We start from the raw sequence: 15,287 nt of genomic DNA on the forward strand, positions 1-15,287 counted from the left end.
GGCGAGCGCTGGCGCTCGCGCTCGACGCGCCGACTATTGCAAAAGCCCCTTGATGATGCCGCTTGCCTTGCCGAAATCCATCTGGCCGGCATATTTCTGCTTCAGTGCCGCGATCACCTTGCCCATGTCCTTCTGGCTGGCGGCACCGGTCGCCGCGATCGCCTCGCGCGCCGCGGCGGTGATGGCGGCATCGTCGAGCTGCGTCGGCAGGAAATCGCGGATGATCTCCATCTCGCTGCGCTCCTGCGCGGCCAGTTCCGGACGCTTGCCGTCTTCGAAGGCCTTGGCCGATTCTTCGCGCTGCTTCACCATCTTGGCCAGGATCTGCAGGATCGCCTCGTCGCTGGCCGGTTCCTTGCCGGCACCGCGATTGGCGATATCGCGATCGTGGATGGCGGCTTGGATCAGCCGCAATGTCGGCAGCCGGTGCTTGTCCTGCGCCTTCATCGCGCTCTTCAGGGATTCGGCGATTTTTGCGCGCATCGTGCTCTCTCCTTCGGTCGGCGCGGACAATAGCGCCCGGTGCGGACCAACGCAAACCCTGATATGTCGAGGCAAGCCTATGATATTGCTCAATGAAATAAATCGTAGCGGCATTTCCCATCATCATTGACCGACCTGCTCCCTTCCCCTATGTACTGGGCCTTGCATGAACTGAAGCTTGAGTGCGTGGAGGCAGCGAATTCGCCGCTCCGCGCCGTTTGCCGCGCAAATAGCCCGCCGGGCCTGTTTGAAGCGCGCGGCCTGATAGGAGTGCCGCCATGGCCGACACCGCGTCCACCCCCGCTTGGGCCACCGAGAAACCGACGGCATTGCTGGTGCTGGCCGACGGCACCGTCATTGAGGGTCGCGGTCTCGGCGCAACGGGTTCGGCGGTCGCCGAGGTCTGCTTCAACACCGCGCTTACCGGCTATCAGGAGATCCTGACCGATCCGTCCTATGCCGGCCAGATCGTCACCTTCACCTTCCCGCATGTCGGTAATATCGGCACCAACGGCGAAGACATCGAGGACCTCAATCCGGCTGCTCGCGCCGGTGCCGTCGGCGCCGTGTTCAAGGCCGATGTCACCAATCCCTCCAACTACCGCGCTGCCGGCCATCTCGATCAATGGCTGAAGAAGCGCGGCATCGTCGCCCTCTCGGGCATCGACACCCGCGCGTTGACCGCGTTGATCCGCGAAAAGGGCATGCCCAACGCCGTTATCGCGCATGCGCCCGACGGCGTCTTCGATCTTGACGACCTGAAACGCCGCGCCGCCGCGTGGTCCGGCCTGATCGGCCTCGACCTCGCCAAGGAGGTCACGTCAGGCCAGTCCTCGGTGTGGCGCGAGACGCCTTGGGTGTGGGACGAGGGCTTTGGCGAACAGGACGAGCCCTCCATGCATGTCGTCGCCATCGACTATGGCGTCAAGCGCAACATCCTGCGCCTGCTTGCGGGGCTTGGTGCCAAGGTGACCGTGGTTCCGGCCAAGACCGGCGCCGAGGAAATCCTCGCCATGCAGCCGGACGGCATCTTCCTGTCCAACGGCCCCGGCGACCCTGAAGCCACCGGCGCCTACGCCGTGCCGGTCATCCAGGACCTGCTCAGGACCGAGATTCCGGTGTTCGGTATCTGCCTCGGCCACCAGATGCTGGCGCTGGCGCTGGGCGGCAAGACCGCCAAGATGCATCAGGGCCATCACGGCGCCAACCATCCGGTCAAGGACCACACTACAGGCAAGGTCGAGATCGTCTCGATGAACCACGGCTTTGCCGTCGACGCCGACTCGCTGCCGTCAGGCGTCGAGGAAACCCATGTCTCGCTGTTCGACGGCTCGAATTGCGGCATCGCGCTGACAGGCCGGCCGGTATTCTCGGTCCAGCACCACCCCGAGGCCTCGCCCGGCCCGCAGGATTCGCATTATCTGTTCCGCCGCTTCGTCAACCTGATCCGCGAAAAGCGCGGCGAGGAACTGCTGGCCGAACGGGCTTAGTTCCGACAGATCCTCATATTCGTGCCCCATCTTCCGCGACGCCTTTGGTGACGGTTCCGAGTGCCGCAGGCCTCGCCACTTTCGTAACGAAGACAACGAGCGCCAGCACTAGGAAAACCGCGCCAACCAGGTAAGGCGCACCGCCGAAGGTCACTGGCGCGCTTGGCCCGGTGAACCAGGAAAAGATCGCGGTATAGAGCAGCGGCGTGACGATCGATGTGATCGAGAAGATCGACGTCATCGCGCCTTGTAATTCACCCTGCGCCGAAGGCGGCACCTTGGCGGCGGCGAGGCTCCTGAGCGGCGGGTCGGCCAGCGCTTCCAGGCAGCCGACGACGATCACCGCATAAATCATCCAACCCTGCGTCGCGAAGGCGTAGCCGAAAGCACTGAGCGCCGTGAACGCCAGACCGATCACCGCCGTCCTCCACTCGCCAAGCCTGGGAATGATGCGTGGCAGCACCGTTGCCATGACGATGGCTCCGCACAGGCCGAAAGCGCCGAGCGAAAAACCGATCTGCTGCTCGTTCCAGCCATAGCGATAGTTGGAGACGAACGACCAGACCGCCGGATACATCATGTGGCCGAGCGTCATCAGGAAGAAGACGAGCCCGATCCAGCCAATGCCTTGATATTGGCGCATCTGCAGAAGCGTGCCGACTGGGTTGGCGCGCTTCCACTCGAAGCGGCGGCGGTGCTTTTCATCGAGCGTTTCGGGCAGCAGGAACAGCGCGATCAGGAAGTTCACCAAGGCAAGTCCGGCGGCGAAATAGAACGGCACGCGCGGCCCGAAGGTGCCGAGCAGTCCGCCAAGGACGGGCCCGATGACGAAGCCGACGCCGAAGGCGATGCCGAGCAGGCCGAAATTCTTGGCCCGGTTCTCATCGTTCGAGATGTCGGCGATGAAGGCTGATGTGGTCGAATAGCTGGCGCCCGAAATGCCGGCCAGCACGCGCCCGATGAACAGCATCGGGTAGGACCAGGCTATGGCGCAGATCAGATTGTCGATGGAAAACGTCAGCACGGAGGCGAGAAGGATCGGCCGCCGGCCGAACCGGTCGCTCAACCCGCCCATGACGGGCGCGAAGAAGAACTGCATGGCCGCATAGACGAAGAACAGCCATCCGCCCTCGATCGCCGCCTCCGAGACGCCGACGCCGGTCAATTCTTGCAGGTAGGCCGGCAGCACCGGCATGATGATGCCGAATCCGATGATGTCGAGGAGCAGCGTCGTGAAGACGAGCGCAAGCCCCCGCTTGGCGGTTTTGGGATCGATCATGGTTTCGTCTGCTCCTTCCCGGCGCCTGGCGCGCAGGCGGAGGCACTTATAGGCGAGCAGGCCGTCAGGAACAATGAGGGAACAAGCAGGACGTTCGCATCCTGACACCCCCTGACGACATCCTTGCCGTCAGGTCACCCGTGAAAGAACCGGATGCTCAGATCGGGTTGTTGAACGTATCGCAGTCGGAAAGCTTGCCGCTCTTGTAGCCGCGCGCCAGCCAGGTCTGCCGCTGCGCCGACGTGCCGTGGTTGAAGCTTTCCGGCACTACGTAGCCCTGCATCTTCTTCTGCAGCGTATCGTCGCCGATCTGCCTGGCGGCATTGAGCGCGCTTTCCATATCGCCTTGCTCCAATATGCCCTTCTGCGCCGTGTAATGCGCCCAGACGCCGGCGAAGCAGTCGGCCTGAAGCTCGACGCGCACCGACATTTGATTGGCTTCGGCCTCGCCCATGCTTTGCCGCATCTGGTTGAATTTGGACATGATGCCGGTCAGATTCTGCACGTGATGGCCGACCTCATGCGCGATCACATAGGCCCGCGCGAACTCGCCCGAGGCGCCGAACTGCTGGTCCAGCTGCTGGAAGAATGTCATGTCGAGATAGACCTTGTGGTCGCCGGGGCAATAGAACGGTCCGGCCGCCGACGAGGCGAAGCCGCAGGCCGAGCGGATCTGCCCGCTGAACAGCACCAGCTTGGGGTCCTCATAGGTCAGTCCGTTGGCCTTGAAAATGCCTGTCCATGTGTCCTCGGTCTCGGCCAGCACGGTTGCCACGAACTGCTTCATCTCGTCGGAAGCCGGCGCACCGGTGCCCCCGCCCTGGCTGCCGCTGTTGTCCGTTATCTCGCCGCCGCCAGGCAGCAGGCCTCCACCGCCGCCGCTCAGCACCTGGATCGGATCGATGCCGAAGGCTTTCAGGCCGAAATAGAGCACGACGAGGATGATGATGGTCGAGATCGACATGCCGCCGCCGCTGCTGCCGCCGATCGGAATGCGGAACTGGCCGGGTCCGCCGCCACCAAATCCGCCGCCGCCGCTGCTGCGCTGGTCCTCGACATTGTCACTCTGACGACGGCCTCTCCAGAGCATGGCAACTCCCCGCGCTGCGAATTTACTGGTCGATCCGGCGCGAGGCCGGCTCCACCTCATAAACAATTATCTCAATGGTTGCGCCAAGTCACAGCATTTTTCGCAGCCGTGGCCGTGCTGGCATGTTGGCTCCGCTGCTCTGGCCGCGACTGTGGAATGTCTATGGCATCGCCGGCGAAACGAGCCAACGGCTTGGCAAAGTCCCTAGCCCGCCGTCATCGCCTTGCGGAACGCTTCCAGTGTCTCGGCACTGACATGGTGCTCTATGCCCTCGGCATCGATGCGCGCCGTCTCGGCGCTGACGCCGAGCGAACGCAAAAAAGCCTCCACCGTCTGGTGGCGAATGCGGCTCTCTTCCGCGACCTTGCGACCTGCTTCGGTCAAGAACACGCCGCGATAAGGCTTTCTGGAGACCAGCCCGTCGGCACACAGCCTGGTCAGCATCTTGGCCACTGTCGGTTGGGCGACCCCCAGCCTGGCCGCGATGTCGACCTGGCGAGCCTCGTTGCCGTCCTCGATCAGGTCGGCGATCAACTCGACATAGTCCTCGACCAGCGCGCTGCGGCGCGCTTCGCGCGTCTGCCGGAACCCTTCCGAATGGACATCGGCATCGGGCAGCGGCTCACGCGGGACCGGTCTGTTCTTCAGCGCCAATATGCGCTCCTCCTTGGCTGCCCGAAGATTGAATCGGCCCGCATTCATAGCACGGGCCCCCACAATCCTGGCGTTTATTTGCATTCGGGCCCAGGCGCAACCGCATCGCCGCCGCGTCGGAGCACGATCGATCACATCACAAAAGCATGATCAATGAAATATAGCATATTGCATAATGTTGAGCCGCGACATAGATAGGAGACATCATCCATTGCATCAAGCGGAATTCGCCATGTCCGAGACCGACGCCACCGCCATAGCCAGACCCGCGTGGCGGTTCGACAGGCCAGGCGACGAGCAGCCGAGTCTGCGCGAGGTCAATTCCTCGATCGCCGTGCCGAATTCGGGCGTCTGGTTCCGTCGCCTGTTTGCCTTCATGGGGCCGGGCTACATGGTCTCGGTCGGCTATATGGACCCGGGCAACTGGGCGACAGACCTCGCCGGCGGCGCCCAGTTCGGCTACACGCTGCTGTTCATCATCATGCTGTCCAACCTGATGGCGATCCTGCTGCAGGCGCTGGCCGCGCGTCTCGGCATCGCCACTGACCGCGACCTCGCCCAGGCCTGCCGCGCCTACTACCCGCGTCCGGTGAACTTCGTGCTGTGGATCGCCTGCGAGCTCGCCATCATCGCCTGCGACCTCGCCGAAGTGATCGGCACCGCGATCGCGCTGCAGCTCCTGTTCGGCATTCCGCTGATCGGCGGCGCCATGCTCACCGCGCTCGACGCCTTCCTGGTGCTTTTGTTGATGAACAAGGGCTTCCGCTATCTCGAAGCCTTCGTCATCGCGCTTCTGATCATCATCTTCAGCTGCTTTGCCATCCAGATCTTCGTCGCCGCGCCGCCGGCCGGCACGATCCTGCATTCGATGTTCGTGCCGTCATCCGAAATCGTCACCAATCCGGCGATGCTCTACATCGCCATCGGCATCATCGGCGCAACCGTCATGCCGCACAATCTCTATCTGCACTCCTCGATCGTGCAGACCCGCGCCTATGAACGCACCGACAAGGGCAAGCGCGACGCCATCAAATGGGCAACGACGGACTCGACCATCGCCCTGATGCTGGCCCTGTTCGTCAACGCCTCGATCCTGATCGTGTCGGCGGTCGCCTTCCACAACACCGGCCACCACGACGTCGCCGAGATCGGCCAGGCTTTCGAACTGCTGTCGCCGCTGCTCGGCCTGAGCATCGCCTCGATCCTGTTTGCCGTGGCGCTGCTTGCCTCCGGCCTGAACTCGACGGTGACCGCCACGCTTGCCGGCCAGATCATCATGGAAGGCTTCCTGCGCCTGCGCATCCCGCAATGGGCGCGGCGCCTGCTGACGCGCGGCCTCGCCATCATCCCCGTCGTGGTCGTCACCGCGCTCTACGGCGAAAAGGGCACTGGCCAGTTGCTGGTGTTCAGCCAGGTGATCCTGTCGATGCAGCTGCCCTTCGCGGTGATCCCGCTGGTCCAGTTCGTCTCCGACGGGAAGAAGATGGGCAATCTCGCCATTCCGCGCGGCGTTGCGGCGCTCGCCTGGGTGGTCGCCGCCATCATCCTGGTGCTCAACTTCAAGCTGCTCTACGACACGCTATTCGGGATCGGCTGAGATCGGCCGCGACAAAGACGCGACCCGCGCTATTTTTCGGTCTGTCATGACGACGATAGCCCAATCCCGAAGCTTCTATGCCAAGCTGATGGCTGCCCAGGCGCATTCCGCCGATCCGCGTCTTGAAGAGGTGTTCGCGGCCGTGCCGCGCGAGGCGTTTCTCGGTCCCGGCCCATGGACGATCGTCGCCGGCAAAGGCGTTATCGAGACGCCGAGCGCCGACCCGCGCTTCATCTACCAGAACGTGCTGGTGGTGCTCGATGCCGACAAGGGCATCAACAATGGCGAGCCGTTCCTGCACGCCATGTGGATCGGGAAACTCGCGCCCAGGCCCGGCGAGGCTGTCACTCACATCGGCGCCGGCACCGGCTACTACACCGCTTTGCTGGCCAGGTTGGTTTCACCTGGTGGCACCGTTGCCGCCTTCGAACTGGACGCCGATCTTGCCTCGCGGGCAAAGGCAAACCTTGCGGCCTACGAGAATGTCACTGTCATTCCTGGCGATGCCGTCACATCGGACTTGCCGCCATCGGATGCCATCTATGTCAATGCCGGCGTCGCGGCACCTCCACCCGGCTGGCTCAAGGCGCTGAAGCCGGACGGCCGCATGATCTTCCCGTGGCGCCCGGCCGAGCGCGTTCCCCTGGCCGTTCTGGTGACCCGCACCGAAAAAGGTTTTGCCTGCGACCCTTTCATGCGCTCCTGGTTCATCCCTTGCTCCGGCGCGTCGATTGCAAGCCCCGCGGCAAAAATCCCGACGCGCGACCAGGCCGCGCGCAGCCGCTCGATCTGGCTGACGGCGGACAAGTTGCCGGACCGCACCGCCACCGCGATCTTTGAGCATGTCTGGTTTTCGTCACGCAGCCTCGATGCGCGGCCTCGGGGCTGACGAACCGAAATTCGGCAGGGCCTGTCGGACGGCCAGCCAGTCATCCGTCCTTGGACTGAAGTCCGGCCCTGACGGCATGGATCGAAACAGGAGGAGCATCCCATGAGAAAGATCATAGCGGCGACATTCGTCAGCCTCGACGGCGTCATGCAAGCGCCGGGCGGCCCGGAGGAGGATCCCGTCGGCGGCTTCAAGTTCGGCGGCTGGACGTTCCACTATTTTGACGAAGTGGCGGGCGCGGCGATGGATGAACTATTCTCCAAGCCCTTCGCCCTCTTGCTCGGCCGCAGAACCTACGACATATTCGCCGCGTACTGGCCGTATCAGAAAGATCCGATCGCGGATGCCTTCAACCCTGCGAACAAATATGTGGCGACGCATCGTCCGGACTCGCTCACCTGGCAGAACACGCAATCGCTTGGGCCTGATATCGTCCCGGCGTTGCGCCGCCTCAAACAGGAAGATGGACCTGACCTGCTCATCCAGGGATCGGCCAATCTGATCCAGACCTTGCTCGCCAACGGGCTGATCGACGAGATTCGGCTGATGATCTTCCCGCTGTTGCTGGGCAAGGGCAAGCGGCTGTTCGGCGATGACGCGATGCCGGCTGCCTTCAAGCTGACCCGCTCGCAGACTTCCAGCACCGGCGTCATCATGGCGATCTACGAGCGCGCCGGCGAAATCAAGACCGGTTCCTTTGTCACGGGGGAGCCATCCGACGCCGAGCTCGAGCGGCGCAGGACCTGGAAGTAAACGCTTCTTTTCCTCTCCTCCACGTTCGTGGAGGAGAGAAACCAGGTTCTGAGAAGTCCCTCAAGCCGCCTGCGGCCGGCGCGCCAGCCCGTCGCGTATGTGCCGTGCGAACGCTTGCGCCGCCGGGCCGACGCCGTGCCTCGGCAGATGCAGGTTGATCGAGAAATTCGGCAGCGGCGGCAGGCCGGATTCGGACGGCAATATGTCGAGATCGGCCGGCACCGTGGAGGCCAGCCAGGTTGTGACGGCCAGATCGGAACGCACCGTTGCGGTCGTCGCGTCAATATTGCCGTTCTCGAACACGGTGCGCCATTCCAGCCCATGCTCGTGGAGCGCCGAAAGCACCACCGGCCGGAAGGCGCAGCTGTCGGCGACCATCGAGACCGGTAGGGGACGCTTGGCGCGCGCGAGACCGCCCTTGGCGCCGACCCACACCAGCCGATCGATGGCGAGGCACTCGCCATCCGACGCCCCCACCCGTTCCTCGATGACCGCCAGGTCGATGGTGCCGGCCGCGAGCGCCGCGGCCAGTTCCGGCGAGGAGGCGCAGACCAGCGATATCTCGACCTGCGGATAGGTTTGCGCATAGGCCTTCAGCACCGGCGCCAGCGTCGTGCCGACGAGGTCGTAAGGCACGCCGAACCGCACCTGGCCGGCCACGGCATTGGCAGCCATTTCGGCCCAGATCTCGTCGTTGAGGCTGAGCAGCCGCTTTGCCTTGCCGAACAGCCGCTCGCCGGCAGAGGTCAGCCGCAAGCCGCGCCGGTCGCGCTCGAACAGGCTGCGGCCGAGCGCCTCCTCCAGCCGCCGGACTTGCTGGCTGACGGCGCCTTGCGTCAGGTGCAGCGCATTGGCCGCCGCCGTCATGCTGGCCTTGTCGGCGACGGTGACGAAGGTGCGCATGAGCGTCGTATCGAGGTTGCGGATCATGTCCTGCATTATAGATGCTAATGCTTGTCATCGTAAACATTGCATTTACTGATATGCGGCTGCATCTAACATGAGGCCTCCGACAGAGGACGCCGCATGCTCCAACCCGTCATCCCGCTGATCCTGTTCGCCCTGGTGGCGACCAGCACGCCCGGCATCGCCACCACCTTGTCAACGGCGTCGGGCGCGCAGTTCGGCTTTCGCCGCTCCATCCCGCTGGTGGTTGGCAGCGCGGCCGGCCTGGCCACAGTCACCGGGGCGGCGGCCGCCGGACTGGCCGGCCTGCTTCTCGCCATGCCGTCCTTGCAGCTTGCCATGAAGATCGCCGGCTCACTCTACCTCGTCTGGCTGGCGCTCAAGATTGGCCGTGCGGGGGCGCCCAAGCTCGATGTGACGATGATCAAACCGAACAGTTTTCTCGGCGGTGCCGGCATTCAGTGGCTGAACCCCAAGGGCTGGGCGATGGGGCTTGGAGCCGCGGCATCCTTCGCCGCACTCGCCGACGGGCCGGCGCGGCTGGCCCTGCTGCTCGGCTCCACCTTCGGCCTCACCGCCGCCTTCTCGCTGTCGCTATGGTGTGTGGCCGGCATGCTGCTCGCCCGGCTGCTGAAGACCGAGCAGCAATGGCGCGCGCTCAATATCCTGCTCGGCCTGGTGCTGGCGGCATCGATCATTCCGATGTGGCGGCAGGCGTAAGATGGGCCTGCAGAACCTGGGTTCCTCGCCCCCGCAAGGCGAGGCGAGGAACCCGAATCCTGTCAAGCCGCGTAGCGTGCGGCTGGCTTGTCGGCGTGCAGGCTGCCGTAGAAGGTCTGCCGGGCGCCAAGGAAGGCGTCCAGCTTGGCCGTATCGGCAAGCGCGGGCACGGTGACGGCTTCGCCCCTGGCCAGGCCGACAAGGGCAGCATCGACCATATCGTCGGCGGTCATGATGATTTCCTTCGGAAGCTGGTCGATATCGCTTCCCGCGGCTTCCCAGAAATCGGTCCGGGTCGCCCCCGGCAGCACCACCTGCGCCTGGACGTCGGTGCCGGCGACCTCGCGCTGCAGGGCTTCGGTGAAGTTGACGACATAGGCCTTGGTGCCGCTGTAGATGCCGCCGAATGAGGTGTCGAAGGCCAGCACCGAGGCGATGTTGACGATAGCGCCGCGGTTGCGCGCGAGAAATCCCGGCAGCACAGCACGCGTCAACCGCGTCAGGGCGATCACATTGACCTTGATCATGCGTTCAGCCGCATCGGCGTCCGCCGTCGCAACCACCTGCGCACCGCCAAGCCCGGCATTGTTGACCAACAGCGTGACGCTGTCATCCGTCGATACCGCCCGCTCCACCCGCCGCACATCATCGTCGTCGGCCAGATCGGCACTGATCACGCTGACCTTGCGGCTATAGGCATAGCGCAGCCTTTCAGCCAATTCCTCGAGCCGGTCGGCGCGGCGCGCCACCAGCACCAGATCATATCCCTGCCCCGCCAGCCGGTCGGCATAGACAGCGCCGATGCCGGAGGAAGCGCCGGTGATGACGGCGGTGCCCTTCTTCTCATTCTTGCTCATTGTCCTGTTCCTTTCGCGCTCTTCGCTCTGGTTCGGCTTCGACGGATGCGCCGGCTGCCGAGCTTCTCGATCGTCAATTGGTGGCATATGCCACTTTCGGCGAAGTAGGTATATGCCACTATCTTGTCAACGGCGGCCGCGAAAACTATTTCTGCGGCAGGCTGGCACAGGCTTTGCCAGCGAGGAGTTGACATGACCGATCTTCAGCAACCGGGATTCAGCCGGTGCAACAATGCCACCTTGCGGCGCACCGCGCGCAGGCTCGGCCGCTTCTACGACGACGCGCTTGCGCCTTCCGGGCTGAAAGGCACGCAATTTGGCCTGCTCTTTCAGATCAGTGCCAGCAGCGAACCGGCGATGGGGACCGTTGCCGAGGCGCTGATCATGGATCTCTCGGCGCTCGGCCATACGCTGAAGCCGCTGGTCCGCGACGGCTATGTCGAAACCTTCCCCGATAAGGACGATCGCCGCGTCAAGCGCGTCCGGCTGACGCCGCACGGCCAGGCCAAGCTCGAAGAGGCGATCAGGCTGTGGAGTGTCGCCCAGCAGCGCTTCGAGGAGATGATCGGCGCGGAGCAAGCCGCGAAGCTGCGTGCGACGCTGGATGATGTGGCCTCTCTGGACCTCGAAACGCCGGCGGCCGCTCCCTCCAGTTGAAGCGGCCGCGTAAGAACCAGTGACGAAAAGCTCGGCGCCCTCTACTCCGCCGGCATGGCGACCGGCCGCGCCAGCATCCGGCCGGCCAGCACGATGCCGAGCCCGACGACGGGGAAGACGGCCGCGATGAGGCCCAGATCGGCCGGACCGCCATAGCGCAGCACGGCGCCGCCAACCACCGCGCCGAGCGCCACGCCGAGATAGAGCGCCGAGGCGTTGAGCGACAGCACGATCGGGGCAGCGTCGGGGGCGAGCTTGATGATGCGGCTCGCCTGCGCCGGCGGGAAGGCCCAGCCGACGATGCCCCATGGCACCATCATGCCCATCAGCGCCGGCCCGGCGAGATGATGTGGCAGGAAGGCCGGGATCAGCGAGAAGGTGACGAGCATGGCAGCGCTCAGCGCCAGCGACCAGCCGACGGTGCGCGTAGCGCCGAAGCGGTCCGCGGCCTGGCCGCCGGCGATGTTGCCGATGACGGCGCCAACGCCGAAAGCGAGCAGCATGCCGGGCAGCGCTATCGGGGAGAGCCCGCTGGCTTCGATGGCCAGCGGCGCGATGAAGCTGAACACGGTGAAGGCGCCAATGAGGGCAAGCGTGGTCGTCACCAGGATCGGCATCACGCCGGGACGCATTGCCGCCGCCAGCCGGCGCTTCAGCGGCAGCTTGGTGCCGATGATGCCGCGCGGCAGCCGATACCAGAGGATGACGCCGGCGAGCGCGCCGAGGCCTGCGATGGCATAGAACGTGCCGCGCCAGCCGGCTATCGCCGCGACCAGCGCACCGAGCGGGGCGCCCACCGCCACCGCCACCGTGGTGCCGCCGACGACGACGGCAATGGCGCGGGCCCGGTGATGGTCATCGACCAGCGCCACCGCCGTGCCTTGCGCGGTCGCCGCGAACAGGCCAGACGACAGCGCCATGATGATGCGCGCGGCGAGCAGCACTTCGAAGGAGGAGCTCAAGGCCGCGGCAACATTGCCGATGACGAAGAACACCAGCGTCCACAGGATGACGCGGCGCCGGTCCCATTCGCCGGTCAGCGTCGCCAGGATCGGCGTGCCGACCGCATAAGCGAGCGCGAAGGCGGTGATCAGCGTGCCGGCGAGCGGAACGGAGATGCCGGCATCCCAGGCGATGTCGGGCAGAAGGCTGGAGATGACGAAGCCTTCGGTCGAGATCGCAAACGATCCGAGCGCAAGCCAGAAGATCCGCTTGTCCATGGCGATGTGTCCTTAGTTCAAAAGTTATTGAACAATTGGACATAACCCGGCAGGATGTCAATGAAGCCAGGGAAAAATAGCACAACCATCCTGACAGCCCTGTGTCAGCACGGTCGTGAAAGGGAGAGCGGTGTGCACGGCAGACGCGGAGCGGGTGCGTTGAAATCGGCCGGAACTGTGCTTAGGTTGCAGCCATGAGCCTGCCACATCCTAATACGGACCAGATCAGCCTGCCGATCGTGCTCGCCGTGCTCGGCGACCCGACGCGGCTGGCGATCGTGCGTTATCTCGCCAGCAAGGAAGGCGTGCCGCTGAACTGCAGCAAATTCCTCGATCTCGCCTCCAAGACCAATCTGAGCTACCACCTGGCAAAGCTGCGCGAGGCCGGCGTGACTCGCGCAGAAGTGGCCGGCACCAACCGCATGATCACGCTGCGCCGCGCCGATCTCGATGCCCGCTTCCCCGGCCTGCTCGACAGCATTATTGCCGCCGCAGGCGACGATCCGGCGCTGCCGGCGGTCGGCGGCCATGATATCGAAGTGACGGCCTGACTCGCGGGATCTGGGTTCTCGCCCCCACGGAAGTGGGGAGAGGAAACGCTGCCTCACAACCGGAGCTCCCCATGCGCATTGCTGTCCTCGCCGATATCCACGGCAATGTGCTGGCGCTTGACGCCGTGCTCGCCGACCTCGAGCGGCGCGGCGGCGCGGATATCACGGTCAATCTCGGCGACAGCGTTTCGGGTCCGCTCTGGCCGCGCGAGACGTTTGCGCGGCTGGAAGCGCTGGACCTGCCGACCGTGCGCGGCAATCATGACCGCCGCGTCGCCGCCGATCCGGCCGATGAGACCATGTGGGCCTCCGACATCTACGCGCAGGAACGGCTGACCGGGGCGCAGCGCGAGGTGCTGTTCGCCCAGCCTCTGACGCTGGAGATCGCGCCCGGCGTGATCGCTTTTCATGCCAGGCCCGATCACGACGAGAAATACCTGCTCGATGCGATCGCCGACGGCCGGCTGGTGCGTGCGCCGCTGGCGGCGATCCGGCGGCGGTTGAAGGCGCTCGATCCGGCCTGCCGCCTGGCCCTGTGCGGCCATAGCCACCGGGCCGAACTGATCCGCTTGCCCGGCGGTCCGGTGATCTTCAACCCGGGCAGCGTCGGCTGTCCCGCCTATGAAGACTCGACGCCGCCGGCGCATTCCTCCGAGCAGGGCGCGCCGCATGCGCGCTATGGCATCGTCACTTCAGGCGAGCCCGGCCGGCCCGACCGTTTCGAGGCCATCGCCGTCGATTACGATCACGAGGCGGCCGCTGGCCAGGCCGAACAGGCGGGACGGCCCGAATGGGCCCATGCGCTGCGAACCGGCTTCATGTCAGGCTGAATGCTTTTTGCATTCATGCCGCCCGGCTGAATGCTTTTTGCATTCATGCCGCGAGCAAGCGCATGCCAGGCTGAGCTCTCTCCCCGCTCTCCGATCATCGCCCTCACGCAGCTCCGTCCCTGCCGGAAGAAAATCTCGCTTCTGGACATGGCGCAGCGTCGTCGCCTATAAAATCGGCTTCGCGTGTGGCGGCGTTTTCGTATCTGGCGGTGCCTTTGGTAATGCAATCTATCGGCCACGGCGAAGTGATGAAGCGCTGGTCTACGCTCCGAACGACGCTCTTCGCGCTGATCGCCGCTCCTGTGCTTCTGACGGTGGCCCATGCCGAAGAGGGGCCGTTCATCTCCATCGTCACCGGCCTCGCCCCCGACGATCTCCTCAACGTCCGCGCCCAGCCATCGCCGATCGGCAAGACCGAGGCGCGTCTGGCCAATGGCGCCAGCGTGAACAATCTCGGCTGCATCGACGTAGACGGCCGGCAATGGTGCAAGGTCGAGGCCGAGAACCCGAAAATCAGCGGCTGGACCCCTGCCCGCTACCTGAACCCCGTCAATCCGGCTTCGCCGCCCGATCCGGATCAGGCGGATGCGGCCGCTGCCGCGACCAACAATGCAGGCCAGGCGCTCGGCGCCGCCAGCCCCGCGGCCGCTCAGCCGCCCGACCTGACGGCGCGGCTAGGCGGAGCCGACAATGCGGCTGCCCCCGCAACCACGCCGAAATCCGCCGCGGTGATCGCCATGCAGGATGCTTACGGCCTGGCGCTGGTGGCGAATGAACCGCGCACTGGGGAGAATCCGGCACAGGCGGAGGCCACCGCCGGAGGCGCCGCCATTGAAATTCCCTGTGCGCGCAATGTCGGCCAGCCGATGACCCTTTGCGCGGCAAGCGTCGAGCACAAGGGCAGCGACAAGGCCGACGTCACCGTGACCTGGCCGGACGGCGGCAGCCGCGTCATCTCCTTCTATGGCGGACTGCCCGCCGGCTCCGACGGCGACAGCGATTTCCGCTTCACCCGCGAAGGCAGCCTCAGCATGATCCGCGTCGGCATCTCGGAGCGATTCGAGATTACGGATGCCGTGGCGTTTGGGCATTAGTTTGGAAGGCAATGGGGCAGTAGGGCAGTAAGGCAATATGTGAAGTGCCTGGAGTGACTGCCCTACTGCCCTACTGCCCTACTGCCCTACTGCCCTACTGCCCTACTGCCCTACTGCCCTCATTTTCGGGGTTACATCCCGCAAAACTCTTCCCTATAAGGCCCTCCTAGCCTGATACCAGAATCGCAAGCACAACCGGCCGGGTCTCCCGTCCCGG

Annotated in this window: 16 protein-coding genes; 9 read left to right on the top strand and 7 right to left on the bottom strand. The window is 64.7% G+C overall.

The genetic code is table 11. The features are described from left to right. Window positions 1-33: 33 nt before the first annotated feature. Entirely contained in the window at window positions 34-483 is a 450-nt protein-coding gene (locus FJ973_RS12280; protein WP_140524847.1) for a GatB/YqeY domain-containing protein, read from the bottom strand. 278 nt (window positions 484-761) lie between these two features. On the opposite strand from FJ973_RS12280, the gene carA reads away from it, so the two are divergent. Further along, window positions 762-1,973 (top strand): glutamine-hydrolyzing carbamoyl-phosphate synthase small subunit, encoded by a 1,212-nt coding sequence (gene carA / locus FJ973_RS12285; RefSeq protein WP_140555988.1) that lies wholly within the window; start codon window positions 762-764, stop codon window positions 1,971-1,973. A 13-nt stretch (window positions 1,974-1,986) separates the two neighbouring features. On the opposite strand, the gene FJ973_RS12290 is transcribed toward carA, so the two are convergent. The 3 genes from FJ973_RS12290 to mntR form a co-directional block, all read right to left on the bottom strand. Beyond that, window positions 1,987-3,288 (bottom strand): TCR/Tet family MFS transporter, encoded by a 1,302-nt coding sequence (locus FJ973_RS12290; protein ID WP_224680421.1) that lies wholly within the window; start codon window positions 3,286-3,288, stop codon window positions 1,987-1,989. 121 nt (window positions 3,289-3,409) lie between these two features. After that, entirely contained in the window at window positions 3,410-4,342 is a 933-nt protein-coding gene (locus FJ973_RS12295) for a neutral zinc metallopeptidase (protein ID WP_140555992.1), read from the bottom strand. A 204-nt stretch (window positions 4,343-4,546) separates the two neighbouring features. Next, a complete protein-coding gene (gene mntR, locus FJ973_RS12300; RefSeq protein ID WP_181165236.1) occupies window positions 4,547-4,996 on the bottom strand; it encodes a manganese-binding transcriptional regulator MntR in 450 nt (149 codons plus the stop codon). Between the two features lie 232 nt (window positions 4,997-5,228). On the opposite strand from mntR, the gene FJ973_RS12305 reads away from it, so the two are divergent. The 3 genes from FJ973_RS12305 (at window position 5,229) to FJ973_RS12315 (ending at window position 8,235) form a co-directional block, all read left to right on the top strand. Further along, window positions 5,229-6,593 (top strand): Nramp family divalent metal transporter, encoded by a 1,365-nt coding sequence (locus tag FJ973_RS12305; protein WP_140555994.1) that lies wholly within the window; start codon window positions 5,229-5,231, stop codon window positions 6,591-6,593. A gap of 46 nt (window positions 6,594-6,639) precedes the next feature. Next, window positions 6,640-7,482: a protein-L-isoaspartate O-methyltransferase gene (locus tag FJ973_RS12310; RefSeq protein ID WP_181169820.1), complete on the top strand. Its 843-nt coding sequence runs from the start codon at window positions 6,640-6,642 to the stop codon at window positions 7,480-7,482. Between the two features lie 102 nt (window positions 7,483-7,584). Further along, window positions 7,585-8,235, top strand: a complete 651-nt coding sequence (locus tag FJ973_RS12315; RefSeq protein ID WP_140495927.1) for a dihydrofolate reductase family protein — start codon at window positions 7,585-7,587, stop codon at window positions 8,233-8,235. A gap of 60 nt (window positions 8,236-8,295) precedes the next feature. Here FJ973_RS12315 and FJ973_RS12320 read toward each other — a convergent pair whose 3' ends face one another. Continuing rightward, the gene (locus tag FJ973_RS12320) at window positions 8,296-9,174 is read right to left on the bottom strand and encodes a LysR substrate-binding domain-containing protein (protein ID WP_281405509.1); all 879 of its coding nucleotides are present in this window, start codon (window positions 9,172-9,174) and stop codon (window positions 8,296-8,298) included. Between the two features lie 87 nt (window positions 9,175-9,261). Here FJ973_RS12320 and FJ973_RS12325 point away from each other — a divergent pair, with 87 nt between their 5' ends. Continuing rightward, a complete protein-coding gene (locus FJ973_RS12325) occupies window positions 9,262-9,861 on the top strand; it encodes a LysE family translocator (RefSeq protein ID WP_140495928.1) in 600 nt (199 codons plus the stop codon). 62 nt (window positions 9,862-9,923) lie between these two features. Here FJ973_RS12325 and FJ973_RS12330 read toward each other — a convergent pair whose 3' ends face one another. Beyond that, entirely contained in the window at window positions 9,924-10,718 is a 795-nt protein-coding gene (locus tag FJ973_RS12330) for an SDR family oxidoreductase (RefSeq protein WP_140495929.1), read from the bottom strand. 192 nt (window positions 10,719-10,910) lie between these two features. On the opposite strand from FJ973_RS12330, the gene FJ973_RS12335 reads away from it, so the two are divergent. Further along, window positions 10,911-11,375, top strand: a complete 465-nt coding sequence (locus FJ973_RS12335; protein WP_140495930.1) for a MarR family winged helix-turn-helix transcriptional regulator — start codon at window positions 10,911-10,913, stop codon at window positions 11,373-11,375. A 41-nt stretch (window positions 11,376-11,416) separates the two neighbouring features. Here FJ973_RS12335 and FJ973_RS12340 read toward each other — a convergent pair whose 3' ends face one another. After that, complete coding sequence (locus FJ973_RS12340) at window positions 11,417-12,595, bottom strand: MFS transporter (protein ID WP_140495931.1); 1,179 nt, start codon at window positions 12,593-12,595, stop codon at window positions 11,417-11,419. 194 nt (window positions 12,596-12,789) lie between these two features. On the opposite strand from FJ973_RS12340, the gene FJ973_RS12345 reads away from it, so the two are divergent. The 3 genes from FJ973_RS12345 (at window position 12,790) to FJ973_RS12355 (ending at window position 15,070) form a co-directional block, all read left to right on the top strand. Then, window positions 12,790-13,146, top strand: coding sequence for a helix-turn-helix transcriptional regulator (locus FJ973_RS12345; protein WP_140495932.1), 357 nt, complete (start codon window positions 12,790-12,792; stop codon window positions 13,144-13,146). A gap of 71 nt (window positions 13,147-13,217) precedes the next feature. Next, on the top strand, window positions 13,218-13,976 hold the full coding sequence (locus FJ973_RS12350) for a metallophosphoesterase family protein (RefSeq protein ID WP_140555996.1): 759 nt from the start codon (window positions 13,218-13,220) through the stop codon (window positions 13,974-13,976). Between the two features lie 248 nt (window positions 13,977-14,224). Further along, window positions 14,225-15,070 carry an SH3 domain-containing protein gene (locus FJ973_RS12355; protein ID WP_140555998.1) on the top strand — a complete coding sequence of 282 codons (846 nt, stop codon included), beginning with the start codon at window positions 14,225-14,227 and terminating at the stop codon, window positions 15,068-15,070. The last annotated feature ends 217 nt before the right edge of the window (window positions 15,071-15,287 follow it).

It is taken from the genome of Mesorhizobium sp. B2-1-3 (genome assembly GCF_006442495.1).
Classification (GTDB): Bacteria; Pseudomonadota; Alphaproteobacteria; order Rhizobiales; family Rhizobiaceae; genus Mesorhizobium.

Coding starts and splice junctions, on each gene's coding strand:
- carA (WP_140555988.1), top strand. CDS start 762: ATGGCCGACACCGCGTCCACCCCCGCTTGGGCCACCGAGAAACCGACG.
- FJ973_RS12335 (WP_140495930.1), top strand. CDS start 10,911: ATGACCGATCTTCAGCAACCGGGATTCAGCCGGTGCAACAATGCCACC.
- FJ973_RS12310 (WP_181169820.1), top strand. CDS start 6,640: ATGACGACGATAGCCCAATCCCGAAGCTTCTATGCCAAGCTGATGGCT.
- FJ973_RS12345 (WP_140495932.1), top strand. CDS start 12,790: ATGAGCCTGCCACATCCTAATACGGACCAGATCAGCCTGCCGATCGTG.
- FJ973_RS12340 (WP_140495931.1), bottom strand. CDS start 12,595: ATGGACAAGCGGATCTTCTGGCTTGCGCTCGGATCGTTTGCGATCTCG.
- FJ973_RS12325 (WP_140495928.1), top strand. CDS start 9,262: ATGCTCCAACCCGTCATCCCGCTGATCCTGTTCGCCCTGGTGGCGACC.
- FJ973_RS12315 (WP_140495927.1), top strand. CDS start 7,585: ATGAGAAAGATCATAGCGGCGACATTCGTCAGCCTCGACGGCGTCATG.
- FJ973_RS12330 (WP_140495929.1), bottom strand. CDS start 10,718: ATGAGCAAGAATGAGAAGAAGGGCACCGCCGTCATCACCGGCGCTTCC.
- FJ973_RS12320 (WP_281405509.1), bottom strand. CDS start 9,174: ATGCAGGACATGATCCGCAACCTCGATACGACGCTCATGCGCACCTTC.
- FJ973_RS12295 (WP_140555992.1), bottom strand. CDS start 4,342: ATGCTCTGGAGAGGCCGTCGTCAGAGTGACAATGTCGAGGACCAGCGC.
- FJ973_RS12280 (WP_140524847.1), bottom strand. CDS start 483: ATGCGCGCAAAAATCGCCGAATCCCTGAAGAGCGCGATGAAGGCGCAG.
- FJ973_RS12355 (WP_140555998.1), top strand. CDS start 14,225: ATGAAGCGCTGGTCTACGCTCCGAACGACGCTCTTCGCGCTGATCGCC.
- FJ973_RS12305 (WP_140555994.1), top strand. CDS start 5,229: ATGTCCGAGACCGACGCCACCGCCATAGCCAGACCCGCGTGGCGGTTC.
- FJ973_RS12350 (WP_140555996.1), top strand. CDS start 13,218: ATGCGCATTGCTGTCCTCGCCGATATCCACGGCAATGTGCTGGCGCTT.